General features: G+C 38.4%; 24 protein-coding genes. 13 read left to right on the top strand and 11 right to left on the bottom strand.

Annotated elements, in window-relative coordinates:
- The first annotated feature begins 334 nt into the window (after positions 1-334).
- The 3 genes from MWU56_RS09760 to MWU56_RS09770 all read left to right on the top strand — a co-directional run bounded on the left by MWU56_RS09760 (position 335) and on the right by MWU56_RS09770 (position 2,067).
- Positions 335-829, top strand: a complete 495-nt coding sequence (locus MWU56_RS09760) for a Dps family protein (protein WP_247044055.1) — start codon at positions 335-337, stop codon at positions 827-829.
- A 52-nt stretch (positions 830-881) separates the two neighbouring features.
- Entirely contained in the window at positions 882-1,352 is a 471-nt protein-coding gene (locus MWU56_RS09765) for a hypothetical protein (RefSeq protein ID WP_247044058.1), read from the top strand.
- Positions 1,353-1,464: 112 nt separating this feature from the next.
- Positions 1,465-2,067 (top strand): GNAT family N-acetyltransferase, encoded by a 603-nt coding sequence (locus MWU56_RS09770; protein WP_247044061.1) that lies wholly within the window; start codon positions 1,465-1,467, stop codon positions 2,065-2,067.
- On the opposite strand, the gene MWU56_RS09775 is transcribed toward MWU56_RS09770, so the two are convergent.
- Positions 2,064-3,200 carry a glycerate kinase gene (locus tag MWU56_RS09775; protein WP_247044062.1) on the bottom strand — a complete coding sequence of 379 codons (1,137 nt, stop codon included), beginning with the start codon at positions 3,198-3,200 and terminating at the stop codon, positions 2,064-2,066. The genes MWU56_RS09770 and MWU56_RS09775 overlap by 4 nt on opposite strands.
- A 123-nt stretch (positions 3,201-3,323) precedes the next feature.
- On the opposite strand from MWU56_RS09775, the gene MWU56_RS09780 reads away from it, so the two are divergent.
- Genes MWU56_RS09780 through MWU56_RS09795 form a run of 4 tightly spaced genes read left to right on the top strand, consistent with a single transcriptional unit; the run spans position 3,324 to position 5,501 of the window.
- A complete protein-coding gene (locus MWU56_RS09780) occupies positions 3,324-4,025 on the top strand; it encodes an SIMPL domain-containing protein (RefSeq protein ID WP_247044064.1) in 702 nt (233 codons plus the stop codon).
- Between the two features lie 33 nt (positions 4,026-4,058).
- The gene (locus MWU56_RS09785; protein WP_247044066.1) at positions 4,059-4,538 is read left to right on the top strand and encodes a DUF6265 family protein; all 480 of its coding nucleotides are present in this window, start codon (positions 4,059-4,061) and stop codon (positions 4,536-4,538) included.
- A 27-nt stretch (positions 4,539-4,565) separates the two neighbouring features.
- Entirely contained in the window at positions 4,566-5,138 is a 573-nt protein-coding gene (locus tag MWU56_RS09790; protein WP_247044069.1) for a pentapeptide repeat-containing protein, read from the top strand.
- Positions 5,139-5,147: 9 nt separating this feature from the next.
- Positions 5,148-5,501, top strand: coding sequence for a hypothetical protein (locus tag MWU56_RS09795; protein WP_247044070.1), 354 nt, complete (start codon positions 5,148-5,150; stop codon positions 5,499-5,501).
- Between the two features lies 1 nt (position 5,502).
- Here the strand turns inward: MWU56_RS09795 and MWU56_RS09800 are convergent, their stop codons facing one another.
- A complete protein-coding gene (locus MWU56_RS09800) occupies positions 5,503-5,973 on the bottom strand; it encodes a CBS domain-containing protein (protein ID WP_247044071.1) in 471 nt (156 codons plus the stop codon).
- A 123-nt stretch (positions 5,974-6,096) separates the two neighbouring features.
- On the opposite strand from MWU56_RS09800, the gene MWU56_RS09805 reads away from it, so the two are divergent.
- The 3 genes from MWU56_RS09805 (at position 6,097) to MWU56_RS09815 (ending at position 9,952) form a co-directional block, all read left to right on the top strand.
- Positions 6,097-8,367 carry a M28 family peptidase gene (locus tag MWU56_RS09805; RefSeq protein WP_247044073.1) on the top strand — a complete coding sequence of 757 codons (2,271 nt, stop codon included), beginning with the start codon at positions 6,097-6,099 and terminating at the stop codon, positions 8,365-8,367.
- A complete protein-coding gene (locus MWU56_RS09810; protein WP_247044077.1) occupies positions 8,360-9,169 on the top strand; it encodes an SDR family NAD(P)-dependent oxidoreductase in 810 nt (269 codons plus the stop codon). The genes MWU56_RS09805 and MWU56_RS09810 overlap by 8 nt, the downstream gene beginning before the upstream one ends.
- A gap of 81 nt (positions 9,170-9,250) precedes the next feature.
- Positions 9,251-9,952: a hypothetical protein gene (locus MWU56_RS09815; protein WP_247044079.1), complete on the top strand. Its 702-nt coding sequence runs from the start codon at positions 9,251-9,253 to the stop codon at positions 9,950-9,952.
- A 1-nt stretch (position 9,953) separates the two neighbouring features.
- On the opposite strand, the gene MWU56_RS09820 is transcribed toward MWU56_RS09815, so the two are convergent.
- On the bottom strand, positions 9,954-10,454 hold the full coding sequence (locus MWU56_RS09820) for a nuclear transport factor 2 family protein (RefSeq protein WP_247044081.1): 501 nt from the start codon (positions 10,452-10,454) through the stop codon (positions 9,954-9,956).
- Entirely contained in the window at positions 10,444-10,941 is a 498-nt protein-coding gene (locus tag MWU56_RS09825) for a hypothetical protein (protein WP_247044082.1), read from the bottom strand. Before MWU56_RS09825 ends, MWU56_RS09820 begins: the two co-directional genes overlap by 11 nt.
- Positions 10,942-11,005: 64 nt before the next feature.
- Between MWU56_RS09825 and MWU56_RS09830 the strand changes: the two genes are divergently transcribed.
- A complete protein-coding gene (locus MWU56_RS09830; protein WP_247044083.1) occupies positions 11,006-11,956 on the top strand; it encodes an NAD-dependent epimerase/dehydratase family protein in 951 nt (316 codons plus the stop codon).
- A 4-nt stretch (positions 11,957-11,960) separates the two neighbouring features.
- On the opposite strand, the gene MWU56_RS09835 is transcribed toward MWU56_RS09830, so the two are convergent.
- From MWU56_RS09835 to MWU56_RS09860, 6 genes are all read right to left on the bottom strand, one after another.
- On the bottom strand, positions 11,961-12,278 hold the full coding sequence (locus tag MWU56_RS09835; protein ID WP_247044085.1) for a hypothetical protein: 318 nt from the start codon (positions 12,276-12,278) through the stop codon (positions 11,961-11,963).
- A 180-nt stretch (positions 12,279-12,458) separates the two neighbouring features.
- A complete protein-coding gene (locus MWU56_RS09840; RefSeq protein ID WP_247044087.1) occupies positions 12,459-13,709 on the bottom strand; it encodes a hypothetical protein in 1,251 nt (416 codons plus the stop codon).
- Positions 13,710-13,712: 3 nt separating this feature from the next.
- Entirely contained in the window at positions 13,713-14,876 is a 1,164-nt protein-coding gene (locus MWU56_RS09845) for a hypothetical protein (protein WP_247044089.1), read from the bottom strand.
- 6 nt (positions 14,877-14,882) lie between these two features.
- On the bottom strand, positions 14,883-15,914 hold the full coding sequence (locus tag MWU56_RS09850; protein WP_247044091.1) for a hypothetical protein: 1,032 nt from the start codon (positions 15,912-15,914) through the stop codon (positions 14,883-14,885).
- 3 nt (positions 15,915-15,917) lie between these two features.
- Positions 15,918-16,925, bottom strand: coding sequence for a hypothetical protein (locus MWU56_RS09855; protein ID WP_247044092.1), 1,008 nt, complete (start codon positions 16,923-16,925; stop codon positions 15,918-15,920).
- 20 nt (positions 16,926-16,945) lie between these two features.
- Positions 16,946-17,482, bottom strand: a complete 537-nt coding sequence (locus tag MWU56_RS09860) for a hypothetical protein (protein ID WP_247044094.1) — start codon at positions 17,480-17,482, stop codon at positions 16,946-16,948.
- A 235-nt stretch (positions 17,483-17,717) separates the two neighbouring features.
- Between MWU56_RS09860 and MWU56_RS09865 the strand changes: the two genes are divergently transcribed.
- Together MWU56_RS09865 and MWU56_RS09870 are read left to right on the top strand one after the other, a co-directional pair.
- Positions 17,718-19,472: a tetratricopeptide repeat protein gene (locus MWU56_RS09865; RefSeq protein WP_247044096.1), complete on the top strand. Its 1,755-nt coding sequence runs from the start codon at positions 17,718-17,720 to the stop codon at positions 19,470-19,472.
- Between the two features lie 8 nt (positions 19,473-19,480).
- Positions 19,481-20,227: a LytR/AlgR family response regulator transcription factor gene (locus MWU56_RS09870; protein ID WP_247044098.1), complete on the top strand. Its 747-nt coding sequence runs from the start codon at positions 19,481-19,483 to the stop codon at positions 20,225-20,227.
- A 39-nt stretch (positions 20,228-20,266) separates the two neighbouring features.
- Here MWU56_RS09870 and MWU56_RS09875 read toward each other — a convergent pair whose 3' ends face one another.
- Positions 20,267-21,253, bottom strand: a complete 987-nt coding sequence (locus tag MWU56_RS09875; RefSeq protein ID WP_247044105.1) for a helix-turn-helix domain-containing protein — start codon at positions 21,251-21,253, stop codon at positions 20,267-20,269.
- Positions 21,254-21,295 lie beyond the last annotated feature (42 nt).

Raw genomic sequence — 21,295 nt, forward strand, 5'->3', positions numbered from 1 at the left:
ATCACTTGTTTTCGTTTGTAAACGTATGTAAATAATTATACACGATAAGATAAGACAGCTAAACATAGTTTGGGAAGGGTAATCCAAAAAAGTTTATGTAACGTTCATTTCAGTTAAACTTTTGGTTTTATGATAGATACATTCATATAATTAAGAGATATCGTATCTAATAGTTCTTAATAAATAATGTCTATAGAGCTATAAAATCCCTTCGACGGCTCCTCAACCTTCGTCCAAAATCAATTGGATCAAGAATTATAGTATTACAATCAATATGCTTCAACACTCAACTGTATCTTTAAAATGAACAATACTAAAAATCTATTTATATCATATGGAGGCAACTAAAACAACAAACAAAACATACAAAAAACTCGGATTCACTTACTTGGAAACCGCTGAAATTGTAGTCAGCCTAAACACATTATTGGCCAATTATCAAGTGTTTTACAATAAACTCCGAAACTTTCATTGGAATATTGAAGGTCCTGATTTTTTTGAGTTGCATGAAGAGTTTGAAAACGAATACAATACGGTTAAAGAAAATATTGACATTGTAGCGGAAAGAATACGAGTGTTTGGTGTAAAGAGCAACTTTACATTTAAAAAAACCTTGGAACTATCTGAAATCAAAGAACAGGAAAAAAACATTTCTGCACTTGAAATGGTGCGAGAAGTATTGACCGACTATGAGATTTTACATGACAGTATGTTGAATGCCGTAAATGCATCTCTTGAAACCGGTGATGTTGTTACTGAAAATATGTTGACCGAGTTTATGACCGAATTGGAGAAAAGGCATTGGATGTTCACTTCTTTCTTAAAATAAAAATTGAAGATCCATTGTTAGAACTGATTTATTAACCGTAAAAACAAATACTATGAAAAAGTTATTTACTATACTATCATTTGCAACCTTAACCACCTTCGCAGGATATGGGCAAAATCCAAATTCTGGGGTTATGCAAGCTACTACGCAACTTAAAACCTTTACCGTATCGGAAAATGGAAAAGAAAAACAATACAGTGTAAAGGTGATGGAACGAAGAAAATACACCATGGAATTCAACAGCAAAGACAAAGGCATGGTCGATAAAGATAGAAAACCCTCCGCCGCATATATAACCAAATTGGTAGCAATTGACAGCGACGCGGATAACGACTATGACGAATACATGGTGTTAAAGTACAAAGGTTCCGAAAAGAACAATTTGGAAGTTGTGCAGACCGATAAAGGTTTTGATATCACCGTTAACGACAAAACCATGCACTATGACATTCTCGAAAATAACTACTTCATTGACAAAAAGAGCAAAGAGTTCTTTATTATTGAGGAGTTTGAATCGAAATAGATCATACTATTTCGTTTGTTGATTGATGATTGGGCTGGAGATTTATCTCTGGCCTTTTTTTTCGTTTAAAGTGGGCACATTTAAACATATATTTGGGTTTTAAATTCAACCTATGGAATTTTATTTACAGCCCATCGAACTTGAAGGGAAATTGGTGAAACTTGTCCCTTTGCATAAATCACAAAAGGTGGACTTGGTATTTGCCGCATCCGATGGAAATCTTTGGAAATTATGGTATACCGCAGTACCATCTCCCAAAACGATAGAATCCTACTTGGAAAATGCCCTTGCCGAGCAAGAAAATGGAAGCGCACTGCCCTTTGCCGTAGTTGACAAAAAAACCAATACCGTGGTTGGGAGTACACGCTATTTAAATATAGACTCCAATAATAAAAGGGTTGAAATCGGGGCGACGTGGTATGCTAAAAAAAAACAACGTACCGGCATCAATACCGAGTGCAAATACCTTTTGCTTAAACATGCTTTTGAAAACTTGAACTGTATTGCTGTGGAATTCAGAACCCACTACCACAACCATCCTTCTCGAAATGCAATCCTTCGTTTGGGGGCAAAACAAGATGGTATTTTACGTAACCACAGAATAGATGCACGTGGAAACCTTCGTGATACCGTGGTGTTTTCCATTCTGAACAGTGAATGGAAGACCGTAAAAACCTCGTTGGAATTCAAGATGGGCATCAACCCTTTAGATTAGCATTTACTCAATTTTAATAAGTGCGCAAAATTATAGCTTGCCAGTTTCAAGTTCTCTGTGGTGCTAGCCTTGGCATCATCCAAGTTGCCTATTTGATTTAGGATGGAAACAGCGTAATCCAGTCCCATTTTTTGCATTTCTTCTATTGAAACATCTATGGAGCCACAGAATGCCGCAATAGGAATATTCTTTTTTTTAGCGGATTGTACTACGCCATTAATGGTTTTTCCTGAAAAAGTTTGACCATCTAACTGCCCTTCACCGGTGATTATCCAGTCGGCGCCTATCAGTACTTCATCAAAATTGGCAAGGTCCATCACCAAGTCAACCCCAGAGGCCAGCTCGGCATTCAAAAAAACAACAGCAGCGCCACCAAGACCCCCAGCCGCTCCAGCACCAGGTATGTTTTGTACATCAATATCAAAAACAGACCGTAGCACTTTGGCAAAATGTTGTAACCCTTTGTCCAAAAATATTATTTCTTCCACCGAAGCTCCTTTTTGTGGTCCATATATTGTAGCAGCTCCATTGTCACCATAAAAAGGGTTGTTCACATCGCAAGCAACTTTTATCTGTACATTGTGCAGCTTAGGATTCACATGCTTACGTTGAATTTCCTTCACTTTTCCCAAATTTTTCCCAATCGGTTCCAATTCATTTCCATCTGCATCCAAAAAAGAATAGCCCAAAGCTTTGGCCATGCCCATGCCACCATCATTTGTGGCACTTCCCCCTATGCCCAAAACAATACTTTTGGCTCCTTTTTCCATAGCATCCACAATCATTTCACCAGTGCCCAAGGTGGTTGTGTCCATACAGTTCATTTCGGACTTTTTGAGCAATTTATAACCAGACGCTTCGGACATTTCAATAAAAGCCGTCTGCCCGTCTTCCGAAAGCAGGTATTGTGCGGTAATTTCTCTAAACAGCGGGTCCTTTGCCTTTATGAGCACGGTTGATGCATTCAGATAATCCGAGACCACATCAATAGTCCCATCGCCACCATCCGCTAATGGTCTATGGATGATTTGACCGTTTGGAAAAACTTTTTTGATGCCATCGGCAACGGTTTCGCAAAATTCACGTCCTGTAAGGGAGCCTTTATATTTATCGGGTGCCAAAACAAATTTCATAGCCACAATGTACTCAAGTTAGTTGAGTTAAAATAACGATTTTGAAGATTCCGGTTAACATAAAGAATACGGCACAGGTTTTGAATGTAAATGGGAAGTATTTACCTTTAATAAAATTACATCATGAAAAAAATAATCTTTTTTATAGCAACTGTACTGATATCTACATCCATTTTTGCCCAATCCAAGAACTTTTTGGACACCCCTTATTTGGAAACAATGGCCAAAGTGGACACCTTGGTTACCCCAGATAAAATTTATCTCAACATCATCATTCAAGAAAAAGATACCAAAGGCCGGGTATCCGTTGAGGAACAAGAGAACCAAATGGCTGAACGCTTTAAAGCCATGGGGATCAATTTAGACGAGCAATTGACCATCAAGGATATGGGCAGTAACTTTAAAAAATATTTTTTACGTCAAAAGGAGGTTTTAAAAAGTAAACAATACTCCTTACTTGTTTATTCCGGAAAAGAATTGGGCGATGCTATGATGGCCTTGGAACAATTGGACATTGCCAATACTCGAATTGAAAAGACCGAGTATTCCAAAATGGACGAACTGGAACTTTCACTAAAATCGAGAGCCGTAAAAAAAGCCAAACAAAAAGCCGATGCGCTTACCAAACCTCTTGGACAACAGGTGGGAATGGCGATTCATATCGCAGACAACTCACAACCCTATTACCCAAGATACAATACTGCTCCAATGATGGAGATGAAAGCCGTTTCCGCAGACATGGGCCAAGCACAACCCTTGGATATCGATTTTGAAAAAATAAAAGTGGAGACCACGGTAAACGTAAAATTCGTCTTGTCCAATTAAGGTCAAGACATTCATCAACCAAAAAACCAAATTTTGAAATCAATCACACTATTTTTCTTGTTTAGCGCAGGTATTATTACTGCACAGCACACGTTGCAATTACCTAAAGGTGAAGCATCGCCCAAAGCAGAACTCCAAGATGTTGCTTGGATTGAAGGTCACTGGGCAGGTGAAGCTTTTGGAGGAATCGCCGAAGAAATCTGGAGCGCGCCCATGGGCAACTCCATGATGTTTGTTTTTCGACTAGTGAACGATGGCAAAGTTTCCTTCTACGAATCGGGCCACATTCAACAATTGGATGATTCCATCATATTACAGCTCAAACATTTTGATGGTGATATGAAAGGATGGGAAGAAAAGGACAAGACGATTAATTTTAAACTGGTTCAACTGGAAATGGACAAGGTATATTTTGAAGGACTCACCATGGAAAAAGTTGACGATGACCAAATGAATGTCCACGTACTTATAGAAGAGGAGGGCAATGCAGAAGAAATCTTGTTCGCCTACTAACGGGTGGAATAATTCAAATAACAAAACATGTCAGACACCTTTTGGATAGAACAGGAGTTCACAAAACAGGATTATTCCCAAAATATACTGCCCAAGGGCGATTATGAAAATTGTCGTTTTGTGAACTGCCTGTTCTCCAAGGGTTTTTTGGACAATCAAAATTTTGTGGAATGCACCTTTGAAGATTGTGACCTTACAAATGCCAATATATCCCATACCATTTTCAATAATGTGACCTTTGAGAGATGCAAAATGGTAGGTCTACAGTTTGAAACTTGCGGCCAACTGTTATTGTCCTTGAAATTTGTCGGATGCAATCTTTCGGTAGCTTCTTTTAGTGGCATGAACATACCTCAAACCCAATTTGAAGATTGTAAGATGCATCAGGCCGACTTTACCGAAACTAATTTAAAAAAGGCCAAGTTTTCCAATTGCAACATGGACAATGCCATATTCACAAACACAAATTTGGAGCAAACCGATCTTATCTCGGCATTTAATTTCAACATAGACCCATCCATCAACCGGATAAAAAAAGCCAAGTTCAGTAAAGATGGATTGATTGGTTTATTAAAAAAGTATGATATTGTGGTAACCTAATCTTATCCTATGTCCGATAGAAATTGTTTGGTATGCGGAGAAAAGCTTGTAGGCCGTATTGACCAAAAATACTGTTCCGATCATTGCAGGAATGCCTATAACAATCTACTGAACCGAGATAGTAAAAACTTGGTGCGCAACATTAATAACAAACTACGCAAAAACTATAGAATTTTGGACAGTTTCCCTCTTAAAGACGGAAAAACCAAAACCACAAAAATGCGTTTATTGGACAAAGGGTTTGATTTTGAATATATCACAAATCTATACACTACCAAAAAAGGAAGCACCTACTATTTTGTCTACGATTTAGGGTATTTACCGTTAGACAACGACTATTATATGATCGTAAAAAGGGAATAAACTATTTCCAGCTGTGGGATGTTAATTTAAGAGCAGCGATCACAATGTCCTTACGACTTATTTGTCCTACCAAAATATCATTTTTCATTACAGGCAACCGGCGCCTATTATGCCTGTCAAAAACACCCGCTGCATCAAAAATGGACATGTCATATGGAATTGTTTCTACATTTTTGGTCATAAAACGTTCCACACTCTTATCTAGAATAGGCTGGTTAAAGTACCTGCTTTCTGAAATTTGTTTCATACAATCGGCTTCGGAAATAATACCAACCAAAAAACCATTGTTGTCCACTACAGGCCCACCAGAAATATGATGTTTGGCAAAAGCCTCCATCACCTCCAAAATGGATTGTTCGGGAGAAAAGGTAATCAATTTTTTGGTCATGTAATCTTCCACCAAGATAGGAGCATTGTACTTTTTTTTGTTCTCCTCTTTGCTTCGTACGCCTTGAAAACTTTTGATTGCCATAAGGTTAGATTTTTAAAGTTGATTAATAAATATAGTTTTTTTTAGCGAATAACCTAATTTTAGACATTCAAAGATGAGAACCTTTCATAATTTTACACTTTTAATCACCAACAACATATTGTTATGAAATTTTCTCGGACGCTTGCTTTACTACTTCTTTCTTTAGCTGTGTATTGGAGTTTTAAATCGCTTATGCCGTCCTACAAACCCAATGAAGAGGTTTCCATGGAATCCTTTTCTACCGACAGGGCTTTATCCCATGTAAAACAATTATCCATAGAACCCCATGGTGTTGGTTTTCCGGGGCATCAACGCGCTAGACGCTATATTATTTCCGAACTTAAAAAAATGGGTTTGGAAACCATTACACAAGAAGGATACACTGCGGGAGACTGGGGCAACCTGAGCAAAGCCACAAATATTTTAGCAAGAATCAAAGGCAGTGATAGTAGAAAATCACTTCTTTTGATTTCTCATTACGACAGCAGCCCACATTCTTCATTCGGTGCAAGTGATGCGGCCAGTGGTGTGGCCACGATATTAGAGGGCATTCGAGCATTTTTATGTAAGAACAAGATCCCAAAAAATGATATTATTATTCTAATTACAGATGCGGAAGAGCTTGGGCTAAATGGAGCTGACCTTTTTGTGAACAAACATCCTTGGGCCAAAGAGGTGGGACTTGCATTAAATTTTGAAGCTCGTGGTAGCGGAGGACCTAGCTATATGCTCATAGAGACAAATAGAGGCAACGCAAAATTAATCGAAGCTTTTAAAGAAGCTAATCCAAAATATCCCGTGGCCAACTCATTGGCCTATAGTATTTATAAAATGCTGCCCAACGACACCGATCTTACTGTTTTTAGAGAAGATGGCGACATAGAGGGATTCAATTTTGCTTTTATAGACGACCATTTTGATTATCATACCGCTTTGGATACCTACGAGCGACTTGACCGAAATACCCTTGAACACCAAGGCAGTTATTTAATGCCTTTACTTAGCTATTTCAGCAATACTGATTTGGACAACCTTAAAAGTTTGAACGACGAAGTATATTTTAACCTTCCGATTTATAAACTGGTGTCCTACCCTTTTGAATGGATCTGGCCCATGTTTACCATTGCCACTCTATGCTTTATTCTGTTGTTGTTTTACGGCTTTAAAAAGAAAAAACTCAATGTACAGGACACATTAAAAAGTTTTTTACCCATGCTCATTACTTTGGTCATAAATGGAATTGCCGGATATTTTTGTTGGAACATTCTTACTTGGTGGTATCCTAGCTTTAAAGATATACTGCACGGTTTCACCTATAATGGCCACATCTATATCACGGTATATGTTATGTTTTCCCTATTTGTGTGTTTTTATACTTACAATAAGTTCAAAAAAACCAGCACACCAAATCTATTGGTGGCTCCAATTCTTATTTGGCTAGTTATTTGCGGATTGGTTGCGGCCTATTTAAAAGGAGCTGCATTTTTTATTGTTCCATTATTTGGTTTGTTGGCTGCTTTTATGGTCACCACAAACCAAGAAAAACCCAACCCTTTCCTGTTGGTGTTTTTAGCTTTACCAGCGGTTTTGATCTATGCTCCATTCATAAAAATGTTTCCCGTTGGCCTCGGATTAAAAATGATGGTGGCCGCTACACTTTTTACCACATTGTTATTTTTATTGGTCCTACCATTTTTTGCTCAGCTCAAAAGTAAAGGTAGATTGGCTTATCTCTTTTTGTTTCTTTTCTTGGTTTTTGGTATTACCGCACATATACAATCCGATTTTAACGAAACCCGCCCAAAACCAAGTAGTCTTTTGTATGTTTATAATGCAGATACGGATTCCACGCTTTGGGCCTCTTATGATAATGTATTGATAGGTTGGAACAGTCAGTTCTTGGGAGATAATAAAAGAGTACCCAATGCAGAGACCATTTCCAGTAAATACCGTACAAACCTCAGCTATGTGGCAGATGCCCCAAAGAAGAACATTGAAATTCCCTATATTGATACAGTACTGGATACCATTATCGGAAACAACAGACGTATTGAACTATGTATTACCCCCAAAAGAAATGTAAATCGACTGGAGGTATTCACCAACCCAATTGCCTTGAACAAAGCCACAGTAAATCAAATTGAACTATCCTCCTACTTTTTGGAAAATCGATCAAGTAGGTTGGTAACACACTATATCACAAATAATGATTTTACCGAATTACAATTGGAGTTCCCTAAAGATTCGGTTCTTGAACTGACCTTGTACGAAGCCTCCAACGATCTTCTGACGCATTCTGATTTTAGTGTTCCCAAACGGCCAAAAAACAGCATTCCCATGCCTTTTGTCCTAAATGATGCTATTCTGACCATTAAAACTTTGCGATTTGAATAAAAACATCGGTATTATGGGTTGTGGATGGTTAGGGTTGCCCTTGGCCAAAACGATGATTGAAAAAAGCTACATCGTAAAAGGCACTACCACATCTGCCCGTAAAATGGAACTATTGCAAGATGCAGAAATAGACCCTTTTCAAATTAACTTGTCGGAGACCGGGATTTCTGGTGATATTGTTGGGTTTCTTTCCAATATTGGAACATTGATTATAAATGTTCCACCAAAACTTCGGGGTACACACACCGAAAGTTACATGGAAAAGATGAAATACCTAAGTGCCGAAATCCAAAAAAGTGATGTTTCCTATGTTTTATTTGTGAGCAGTACGGCAGTTTATGGAAACGCGGAGGGAGAAGTGACCGAAGCCACATTGCCCCAACCTGTGACCGAATCGGGCAAACAGCTTCTGGAGAGCGAAAAACTATTCCAAAATCAAGAAGGGTACAAAACCACCATTATTAGGTTTGGAGGTTTAATTGGTACTGACAGGCATCCGGTGAACATGCTATCGGGCAGGCATAACCTAAACAACGGAGATTACCCTATTAATTTAATACACCTTAATGATTGCATCCATATGATTGTTACTATTTTGGAGCATGCTTATTGGGGCGAACTGTTCAATGGAGTATACCCATATCATCCTAAAAAGCAGATTTATTATTTTGAAGAAGCACAAAAAAGAGGACTGCCCACCCCATCCTATAAAACAGAAACTTTTAAAAAGGAAGGCAAATGTATTTTGAGCACTACTTTTTTAGAAAAAGGACACACTTTCAATACTTCTATAATTTCTTAAAACCCCAATCATCACTTATCGAATTCTTAACAGCTTGGTTAGGATTATTTTGTTAGATTTGGCGCACTAAATTGAAGATCAATGAAAAAGACCTTACTCTTGTTGCTCCTACTCGTAGGCTATACTGGTATATCGCAAACCAACAACGACCTTTTAAAGCATTACGAAGATTACTACCAAGAAATGCGCTTACAAGGTGATGTAAATGGAATTATCGGTGCTTTAACGCATTTGAATGTTCTATCACCCTCCAAACAAAGAAGAGATACATTGGCTTTTATTTATATGAACAATGGCCAACACATGCAGGCTTTGAACACTATTGGTATCGAAAATGACTCCAATGATTCTGACCTTGCTATGCAAATCAAGGCTTTTTCATTAAAAGCACTGAACCAGCCCAAAAGAGCTTTGGAACATTTTGAGGCGCTATATTCCAGGAATTCTTCTCCGTACTTGGCTTATGAAATGGCCGATTTAAAAATCCAAACAGGAGATACCGATAGTGCCCTTCCCAATATTGAGTACGGTATTGCAAATGCAACCGACGAAATGAAATATGCATTTTATGAGCGCCAACAACCATATGAAGTTCCTCTCAAAGCTGCTTTTTATCATTTAAAAGGGTTGGCTGATTTTAATATGGACAAAGAAAATATTGATGCTGCTATCGCTTCCATTGATGAGGCACTTAAAATTGCTCCAAATTTCAACTTGGCAAGTTTAAGCAAACAGGCGTTGGAATCCAGAAAAAAAGAGGCAGCTGAAGAAGAAGAAAACTAAATTATTGCTTCTTTTTTAATTCAAGGAGCAGTTGATTGTCCTTTTTCTCCTTAATCTGAACAAGTTCGTCCACATTTTCGTTCGGTACGGCAATTGAAAGTACATAATGGGCAATTTTCCATTGCCCGTTTACTTTTTTCAATACCCCGGAACCACGACAAATCTTCATTTGGGTATCGAGCAGTTCATCAAACCAGGCAAATGTACCCGATTCATCCAAATAGATGTTGCGCTGCACCGCAGTAAAACTCCAGGCCTTTCCCTTATCAAAATAAGGTTTCGAAAAAGTTCTAAATTCATCGTTCTGCCAGTTTTCCATTGCATCTGTACCCAAAAACACCCCATCTTTTGTCATATTTCCAAAATAGGCTTCGAAATCTGCATTGGAAGCAGCTACATGCCAAGCATCCAACACCTCATTTACCTTCTGTTTTTCCGTGTTCTGGGCAACGATGGTGATGGACACCAACAAAAATGTAAGTATTAATAATTTACGTTTCATCTAATATCAATTCTTTATCCAATTGGCTGTTCACGATTACATTGAGTTGTTTTCGAATATCGTTGTATGCCTTTAACACCTCCATGATCGATTCGGTAGTAGGTTGGTTTTCCAAAATGCTCGCTTTTGCTTTGTACAAGAATGTACGCAGTACCCGTTGCCTACTTTTTATCTGAAAACTATCGAACAGTTCCGGGTATTTTCCGGCGCTCATTTTCTTCTCTTTTTCAATAAGGTCGTCAATGGCCAATGCCAAATCTTCGTTATTGGTTGCTTTGTACAGTACATCTATACTTGCATTCAAATCTTTGAATTGGCCCCAATCCTCAACAATATCTGTCGCTTCCGTATTGATTTCTATTTTATCGGGCATCTTCTGATAATCAAACTCCAACTGTTGCGATTCGATTTGAGCAGTGGGTTCTTCAACCTGTTTGCAAGCCACCAAAACGGAAAATAAAATAAGTATGCCTAACAATTTTTGCATAAGCGAATGTACAAATTTTAATAAAGGGTATCTTTGTCTTTAAACCGAATTAATTCTGATTGTAATGCACAAACCAATTTTAATAATCGGCGCATGCGGTCAAATAGGGACCGAATTGACCATTGAACTTCGGAGCAAATACGGAGCCGAAAATGTAATTGCCAGTGATATTCGTGAAGGTGGAGAAGCCTTAATGCAGTCCGGCCCATTTGAACTTTTGGACGCTACCGACTATGAAGCTGTAGAAGATGTGGTGATGCACTACGAAATTGATGAGGTTTATTTAATGGCGGCTATGCTAAGTGCAACAGCAGAGAAATTTCCAATGCGTGCATGGAACCTCAACATGAACTCACTCTTTAATGTGCTCAATTTGGCCAAGGAAAAGAAAATAACCAAAGTATTTTGGCCTTCCAGCATTGCAGTTTTTGGACCAAATACCCCAAAAGAAAATACACCACAGAGCACCATTATGGAACCAAGTACTGTTTACGGTATAAGTAAACAGTCCGGCGAAAGATGGTGCGAATACTATCATAAAAAATACGGGGTTGATGTTAGAAGTGTTCGTTACCCCGGATTGATAAGCTGGAAAACCATGCCTGGTGGAGGCACTACGGATTATGCTGTGGAAATTTATCATGAAGCATTAAAAAAAGGAGGTTACGAATGTTTTTTAGACGGTAACACCCAACTTCCCATGATGTACATGGATGACGCCATTAGAGCCACCATCAACCTTATGGATTGTCCGACCGAGAATATAAAGGTTCGGTCTTCCTATAACTTGGGGGGGATGAGTTTTACACCAAAACAAATGGCCGATAGCATCACGCAACATATTCCCGATTTTGAAATAACCTATGCACCAGATTTTAGACAAGAAATTGCCGATTCCTGGCCAAGCAGCATAGATGATTCAGCTGCCAGAGAAGAATGGGACTGGGAACCAAGGTTTAATTTGGAGCAAACGACCATTGAAATGCTCGACAATCTAAAGACAATACAGAAATAAAGGGTTAGTCTTCGTCGTCTTCCGAATCTGAAAAACTCTTGTTATCATCTTCTGGAAGTTTTTCATAATCTTCCGGGTTAAAATCCTCGTTGTCATCTTCATCAAAATCTGCCATGGTACGTTCGAGTTTGGAACTGATCTTAACAAGGTATTTGGTATTTTCGGTGGATACCTCAACGGCTTCTATGGACTCTCCTTTTAGGTTCTTAAAATTGATTACATCATCGTCTCCATACCCATCCGGGTATTTTTCCACCAACAGCTTAAGTACCTCCGAAGTCAGTTTTTTATAGTCAACTATTACGCGTTTGAGGTTATTCAAAATCTTAAGATTAACTCCTTATTCAAATTTGGAACAAATGGGATTGCATGGAAAAATTATAAAAAAATCTTCCAGTGGCAAAATTGAAGTGATTTAATCGACAAAAAATGATGTAACCGTGAAGATAATATTAAACAAGTGCAAAAAATGAAGGTATACTCATTAATGAAACCCAGCTTATCAGTTAGGTTCCTTATATGTCAGGTTTTCTAGATTTATTTCCCCAATTTTTGAAGTTAACCCAGCATCCGAGTACAGTTCCATCATAGGATCCAGTAAATGATAGGTATATTTTGGAGCATATATCGTGGGATTCTCGGGTCGGAACCCTTCATAGAGTACTCTTACTTTTACCACCATCTGCGGGTTCTTTGTTTTATCGTTTATCAAAGCCTCGGCCGCGGTCGGATCTACTTTAAAAAGCACCTCGGCATTAATATGTTCCACTTGTTGTGTTTTATTCAAGATTTGCTGCCCATATGGAGTCTTGGGGAAAAACTCAAAAAAATAATTATCTCTCGTACTGCCATAATCCATACTATAACTAGACCTCCTTTTGGTGGGAAGTTGCACCCAAAATCCGTTGTTGTCGAAATCATAGGACCCTTTGAACTCCAGCGGAACAACAAATTGAAAATCTTCCGTATCGTCCTCAAAAAATGTTTGGTTCCATTGCAGTATTTTATCTAAATACTTTTCTACAAATGCCACATATTTTTCATTCTCGGTAAAATCATCGGAATATTGCCCTCCCCATTTGGATACAATGGGGTTATTACCGGTACCGTTCGGATCATTCATAAAATATTCCTTTTTCAAGGCGTCAGTGCCCATTAAAAGTGCAAAATTCATTAGATATCCTTGGGCCATATTCGATTTCACCTCTTCCTCTACCAAAGGTTTACTAATCGGGGTAAGTGCTGTTCTGTCCATTACCTTAAAATGACCCTTTAGCGTATGCATTCGTGCCAATAGTAAAAAAGCATTATAACCTATTTTCATTTTACTTCTTATCTCATTGACCTCGGGAGTCATCACGGGCATTTTAGGATTGTCGGGCCTGGTATAAAAATCACAGGAACCGAATCTTGGGAGCCCCTTAAATTTTTGAATGTAAATATCATGAAACGCCGGATCTGGCGATTTATACACCAAATAATCTGATTCGTTAAAAGTGGTTGTAGTTTGTTGTACAGAAGTATGTTGTTCGGATTTATTTTGGTCTTTACTTATTTCTGAATCTTGTGTTCCACCCTCTATCTGCGGATTTTTGTTTGCTTTGAATATATCATCTACTTCTCTATTGGCTTTGTTCAGTATTTTTTCTTCAGCTTGTTGTTTTAGCTTTTTAAAAAACTGGGCATTGGCCCGGGGTGCCATTGTAAAGAACAACACTCCCATTACCACCATAATTGTACGACTACTTCCCATCGGTCAGTTTTTAAGATTTGTACTATTAATATCTACCTCTCCCATTTTGTCCGTAAGTGTCACATCCTTATAAATTTCAAGGATCGGACTCTCCAGTTCATATTCCCATTTTACAGAGGTTGTATTGTTGGGCTTGGGGTTTACAAGCACCTTGAACACTACATATACCGGTGACCTAGCAATTAACTTGTAGGTCTTTGCCTTATCATCATCCATGGGCAGGAATATTTTTTTGCCCTGGTGCCTTATTGCTTTTTCGTTCTCGGTGTAGGGTAAAAAATTGGACTGATGTAGTATGAAGTCCCCTCCAATGGAAAATAGATTACCTATCCAATACCCCTTTTCTTTAAAATCATATTTTTCGGCCACCATTCCCTTTGCCACATAATAGGCGACCTCGCTACCATTGGTATAAAACGTTTGGCTCCATTTTTTAAGGGTATCGAAGTATTCCTTTACAAAGGTGGTATAGCTACGGTTCTGGGCAAATTCATTTTTAGAGGTACCTCCCCAATACGAAACAAACATCCTCTCCCCTGCCCGATTGTGAAAATCACAAGATGATGATGCTTCGGATTCACAAAAATATTCTTTCAATTTGTCTTCAGATAGGGTTTCACCTGCAAGAATCCTTAAGTGATTCTGGGCAAATTCTGAATTCTTTTTGCCTAGGTCTTCTGATGTGTTTTTATGTTTGGTCAGTTTAGAACGGTCCATATCCTTAAAAGTATCTTCTAAAAATTTCAACTCTAAAAGGGCTTTATAGGCCTTATTGGTGATCAAGGCATTTGTACCATTTTGAAAATTGAGTTCACCATATCTTGGCAGGCCGTTATAGGTCTGAATTACAATATCCCTAAAATCTTTGGAAGGTGCCTTAAACCTTAAAACCTCTTGGTCTTGAATACTTGGAACTACCTTTTTGTCCAGTGTTTCCGTTGGTGTTGTTTTGGTATCGGTCCCTGTTTTTACATTATCGTTTACGGTAGTTTCCGTTTCCCCGTTTAAAAATTGGTCCGATTTTTCACCGGCAACCTCCACCACCCTATCCTCTACATTCTTTTTTAATTTTTTAAAAAACTGGGCATGCACGGCGCTTGGTGCCAAGAAACCAATTATGGCAAAAAGTAGTACAAAACGTGCTTTTATATTTTTAATTTTCATCATTGTCTATTATCTGGTTTTGGATACCATGGTGTTTATATCAATTTCCCCCACCCTATTGGTAAGCGCATCATCGGTATAAATTTCAATTACAGGACTGTTGAGGGTAAATGTGGTCTTTAGCTGGTCGGCCCTATAGTTTTCTAGTCCGTTCAGCTGCCCCGTGACGTCAAAAACTAAAAACAGGTACTGATTGTTTTCCGAAAAGGTCTCCGCTTTTTCAGGGGACATTTTTAAGAGGATGGACGAACCGTTGGGATGCACCAATTTTCTTTCTGACGAATTACTGGGCTGAAGGCCGAACCACCTCAACAAAAAGCCGTTGTTACTAAACTCACCGGTACGTAACCAGTAGCCGCCCTCTTTAAAATCGTAGATTCCCAAATTCGTTTTGGCCACGTAATAACCGTTAATTTTATTTTCTGGATATAAGGTTTTTGCCCATTCTTGCACCAACGGAAACTTTTCTTTTACAAACGAGGTGTATGCCCTCAACCTTTGAAACTCCGAAGCTCCTCTTCCGCCCCAATACCTTATATTTCTAGGCTCATTGTAATAACCATCTTCTGGAAATACCCTGGTACAATCCTCTTCTTTTGTATTGCAGAAAAATTGGATCGCCTGTTCGGTGGTGCAAAGGGCATTCGCCAGGGCAAGTATATGTTGCTGTGCGGTATAGGATTTCTGTTCCTTATCGTACATGTTTGGTGTACGCTCGGTGAAATAATCTTTATCCATTGCAGCGAACATATCTTCTTTAAACCGCATCTTTAAAAGTTCGGTAAAGGCATGTCTGCTGGCATTATTATGGCTGGATCTTTTATCCATTTCAAAATAGGACGCTTCGTTGTTCTTTACATAGCTACCGTCCGATTTTATGTAATACCCATCTTGGAGGCCAAACCTCAGTTTGCCATTATGTGTCTGCAGCGACAGGTCTATAAAACTTGAGGCAGGAGCATCAAAAATTTTTTCTTCCCCTTGCCCCCAAACCGAAAAATGTACGACTAGCGGTATTAGAATAATGAGGAAATGTTTCATAATTTAATTGGTTAGGTCGGCCAGGGACACGGTCTTAAAGTGTTGTGTTAGCGCCTCGTCGGTATACATTTCCAAATCGGCACTTTCGTGCGAATAAGTAAACTCTATGGCATCAGAGGGTGACTTCATGGGTTTGTTAGACCGTTTTACCTTTATTTTTTTCACGGCATACAAACGTCTTATCCCCTCTTTTTGAAATCGTTCTGCCGTTTGTTCATCTATGTGAAGTAAAAATTTTATGTTCTTGTTCCTATCTATCGAGTTTTGAAGTGCCTCCTCGAACGGTTTTACAGGATTGAACACCACTTGATTTAAGATACCCTGCTTTCTAGTAAAAATATTGTTGAGTATTATAGAATGGTATACTGTATATCCTTTTTTATCAAAATCATAATTATTGCCTATGTTCAGCATAGAAACGTGGTAGCCGACCAGTTCATCGCCCTCCATTATATTTTTGCTCCAATCTAAAAGTGGATCTAAACAGTTATCTACAAAGGATGTATAATTACGAAGTCTTTCAAATTCATTTTTTCCCTGGCCGGCATTTTTACATTCATCTGTCAAGCACAGATTAGGTGCCACCTGGCTCCGTAAAAATCGCTGTAAAAAAGCGGAATTAGATTCCTTTTCGGACATATTGGAGGTTATTGTAGTTAACCCCTTCCTATCCAGATCCTCCATAAACGGCCGTAAATATTTTAAGCCGACCAAAAGGGAGAAATTGTTTTTGCCCATGGTAACAATCTTGTTCTTATCATTACTCACAGGATTTTTGCCCCCACGAACTGGTCTAACGGTCCGCATTCCCTGTCTTTGCCCACCAGTTTGCTCCCGATACATATTCAGAACCCCAAAACGTGGCAAGCCCTTATGTGCCTGTAATGACATGGAAACAAACTTATCGGAAGGTGATTGGTAGACCACCATTTCTTTATCATCTATAGACTGTGCATTACCAGAAAGCAGTCCCAAAAAACACAAAACAATCAACAAACATGACCTTACCATAACTTTTCCCTTTATAATTTTTAATCCCAAGTGATGGTTCCGTCCATGGTCAAAATAGTATCATCTTCGGTGTTGATTACCGTAGTACCATCAAAAGTGACGCTCTTGGCATCAAAATCAATTCCGAATCCATCGCCACAGGCTGTAAAAAAGTTTAGATAGGGAGAGGAACAAGCATGCCTGTACTCTATACCATCTTTTACGATGGTCATAGAAATACTTTTATCGATATCAGCCGAACCTCCGGTAGAAAAATCAGCCGCTACGATAACGAATCCGTTCTGGTCATCGTTATAAACAAATTCATTATCGGCCACAGAAATATTCTCCGACAAGAGTATCACGGACTTATCCGTACCGGTAAGAGAGGCATTAGCAACCTCAATATTTACAACGGTTAACGAGGTTCCCAATTCCGATGTCTCAGATCCCGACAATGTAATATTGCCCTGTACCTCGTTGGAAACAACTTCCCCTTCGGTATTATCGTCCGACCCACAACCAAAAACAAGAAAGAAGGCTGAGCAGTACAGTAAATTTTTAATATTGTTTTTCATTCAATTAGATAAATCAGGTGGTTTGGTTACACCTAAACTATCCATTACAACCGGACTGCACCATACAGAATTATTCTACGTATCCATTTGCCATTTTACCGTTGCAATTATTCAAATATTCGTAAACACTTGTGCAACCGTTGATTAATTGAACAAAAAGTTTAAATTTGAATATAACCAACCATATAGCATGCCCCGACCAACTAAAAGCAAGTATTGTATAATACTTATCTGTTTGGTACATTTTTTTGGTACTTCTCAGCAAAATAAATTAGACTCCTTAAAGAACGAGTTACAAACCCACACCTTAAAAGATACCATAAGAGCAGGCCTGCTTATTGAGCTAGCGAGTGAAATGACCTATTCTGAACCAAATGAGGGATTTTCATTCATAGAAGAGGCCCTAACTATTTCTAAAAAAGAAGGGTGGATCAAAGGTGAGGCCTTGGCCCAACGGCAAAAAGGAAATTTTTATTATGTTTTAGCGGATAATCTAAATGCCTTGGACGCCTACCAACAAGCTTTGGTGCTCAGTAAAAAAATAACGGACAAACAACTAGAATCCAGCATTTTAAGCAACTTAGGGAATATTCATGCGGATTTAAAGGAATACGACCGTGCCCTAGAAAATTACCGCGCCTATTTAGAAACGTCACAGGCAATGGGCAACCGGGCGGAAGAAATCAAGGCGCTTTCCAATATCGCCATTATCTACAATGACACTGAAAATTTTAAAGAGGGTGTATCTTACTTGAACAAAGCTCTAACATTGGCCAAGGAAGAGGGAAACGATTTGTTCATCGCGGCCATTACCAACAATTTAGCCTTGGCGTATAAAAATTTGGGGGAGCACCAAAAGGCACTTGACCACTATAAAGAAGCTGTGGCAATAGCACAAAAAATAGGTAATAAATACATTGAGGCCTCTGCGCTGAACAGTATCGGAAAAATAAACGTATTGTTAAAAAACTATACCGTTGCCGAAACAAATGCAAACAAAGCGCTTGCCCTTTCCAAAGCAATCGGGGCCGTGGAGTGGGAAGCTGATTCTTGGGAGGTATTGAGTGAGGTTTATGAGCAAAATGAAAAAATGTCAGAGGCACTGAATGCCTACAAAATGCATATTCAATTAAGGGACAGTGTTATAAATGAAGAAAAGAAATCGGAATTGACACGTAAGGAAATGCAGTTTGAGATGGAACGGCAGCAAGCAGTGGCCAATGAAGAAATCAAACGACAGCAACTGGTTAAAAATATTTATCTGTTCGGATCTATAGTTTTGGTACTGATTGCATTGATCAGTTATTATATATACAAAAGGAGACGGGATGAGCTGGAAAAAAAGAAGATTGCCGAATTCAACGCCAAGGTCGCCGAAACCGAACTTAGGGCCCTACGCTCTCAAATGAACCCCCATTTTATTTTTAACTCGCTCAACTCCATCAGTGATTTTATTTCAAAAAATGATATTCAGCAGGCAGATGACTACTTGGTTAAATTTTCCAAACTTACACGGGCTATTTTGGAAAATTCTGAAAAGAAATGGATTACCTTGGAAGAAGACCTTGAGCTGATGGAACTCTATATGCAATTAGAGTCCCTTCGCCTAGAAAATAAACTGCACCATCGAATCATAATTGATCAAAACATTGAACCGGATAACACTTTGGTGCCTCCGTTGATTTTACAACCATTTATCGAAAATAGTATTTGGCACGGTATCTCCCCAAAAAAAGGGGATGGACAAATAGACATCACAATAGAAAAAAATGATGACATGCTAAAATTTATAGTGGATGACAATGGCGTTGGACAATCCAAAATGAATAACCCCGATAAAAAATCCAACGAATCATATGGTATTAAAATCACCAAAAACCGAATTGATATCGTAAGCCATATAAAAAACAAACAAGGATCTGTTAATTTGATAGATAAAACGGAAGGAGTCCGAGTTGAAATCGCACTCCCTTTGGAACTTCAATTTTAAAAAAGAGCATGTTAAAAGCATTAATTGTCGATGATGAGCAACACTGCATCAATCGTTTGGAAGGATTGCTACTATCCGAGGCACAGGATATAGAAATCAAGGCCTGTTGCAAAACCATTGATGCAGCAAAAAAGGAAATCGATAGAATTAATCCAGATATTTTGTTTTTGGATGTACAACTTGGAAACGAGACCGGTTTTGAGCTTCTTTCCCAATTGAAATCCATAGATTTCGAAGTTATTTTCACCACATCGTATGACAATTATGCATTAAAGGCCTTTAAATTCTCTGCGCTGGATTATCTTTTAAAACCCATAGACAAAGATGATCTTGCCGATGCCCTACAAAAACTAAGGCAACAAAAAAGCCTGAAAGAGACCTCACAAAAACTGGATGTATTATTTCATAATTTCAAGGAAAACAAACAGACATCGAAAAGAATCGCTGTGCCAACCGTTGATGGGTTTACAATGTTGGACACAAAGGAAATCATGAGGTTTCAATCCGACGTAAACTATACCCATATCCATACCATTGCGAATAAAAAGCTAACTGCATCAAAAACCATAAAGTATTTTGAGGATGTTTTGGATGAATGCTCTTTTTTTAGAGTCCATAAATCGCATCTGGTGAACTTAGACTATATAGAAACCTACACTAAAGGTAAAGGAGGTTACATTACTTTATCTGATGGCACCAAGATTGAAGTTGCGATAAGAAGAAAAGAAGAGCTATTACAAAAGTTAAGAGCTTAAAGTTCATATTTCGGTAGATTCATAAAAATCCATCAGAAATTACTTTTTAAGAGTACTCGGCAAATACCCTAAAGTGCGTTTAAATGCTTTAGTAAAATGTTGGGGATTTAAATAGCCTACCTCATATGCCGCCTGTGCAATCGTAAATCCATCATTACTAATAAGGGAATGGGCCTTTTCCATGCGCAATTGTGTGATATATTTGAAAACAGTAGTGCCATGTAACCGTTTAAAATCCCTTTTTAATTTTGAGGTATTAAAACTTGCTTTTGTAGCCAGTTCCTCTATAGTCAATGTTCTGTTTAAATTGGATTTTATATATTTTTCCACTAAATGCAAGCTGGTCAGATCGGATTTAGACAAGACGGATTTGTGGGAGCTTACAGATTTTTTATTGGCCTCTATTAGTAGTTCTACCAACAGGCCTGTAATTTTGGACTGCAAATAATTCTGCCTTAACACACCATCATAGGAACAGTCTGTTATTTCTTCTAAAATGTGAAATATATCCTGTGAAATTGGGCACGGCTGATTCCAGAAAACATATGGTTTCTTAGAATTAATTGCACTATTTACCCTCTCTAGAACCGAATCGTAATTGTCGCCTGCGATTTTTTTAACAAATTCCAGAGTGAAGAACAGTTCGAGTGTGCGTGTTGGGGCTCCCATATAATCGCAACGACACTTGGCCCTAGGCAGGTAAAACATGTTGTAGTGATATTCGGGAATCACTACTATTGGGTCCGGTTCCTTTTCATAAAAGCAACTATAATTCCCGGAAATTTCGAAATGTAGTTTAAAGGTTTCAAAATCATTTTCAATCTTATATGAATAACCTTTAGCCGCATTTATATCCTTGTACACAACAAACAGACCGTTAAGCTGTAGCTCTTTAATGGTCCCTTTTACATGTGGAGTTTTAATGTTGATGCTATTTTCTACCAACTCTTTGCTTAAAAAGTCTTTGGTGAATCTTTTACGATAAACCCTATCCTGAAAAATATCACTTTCCAATATTGACTCCATTATTTCTTTTTGCGTACTTAAAACTTCCTTTTGCGGTATTCC

The organism is Allomuricauda sp. F6463D, assembly GCF_023015965.1.
Lineage (GTDB): Bacteria > Bacteroidota > Bacteroidia > Flavobacteriales > Flavobacteriaceae > Flagellimonas.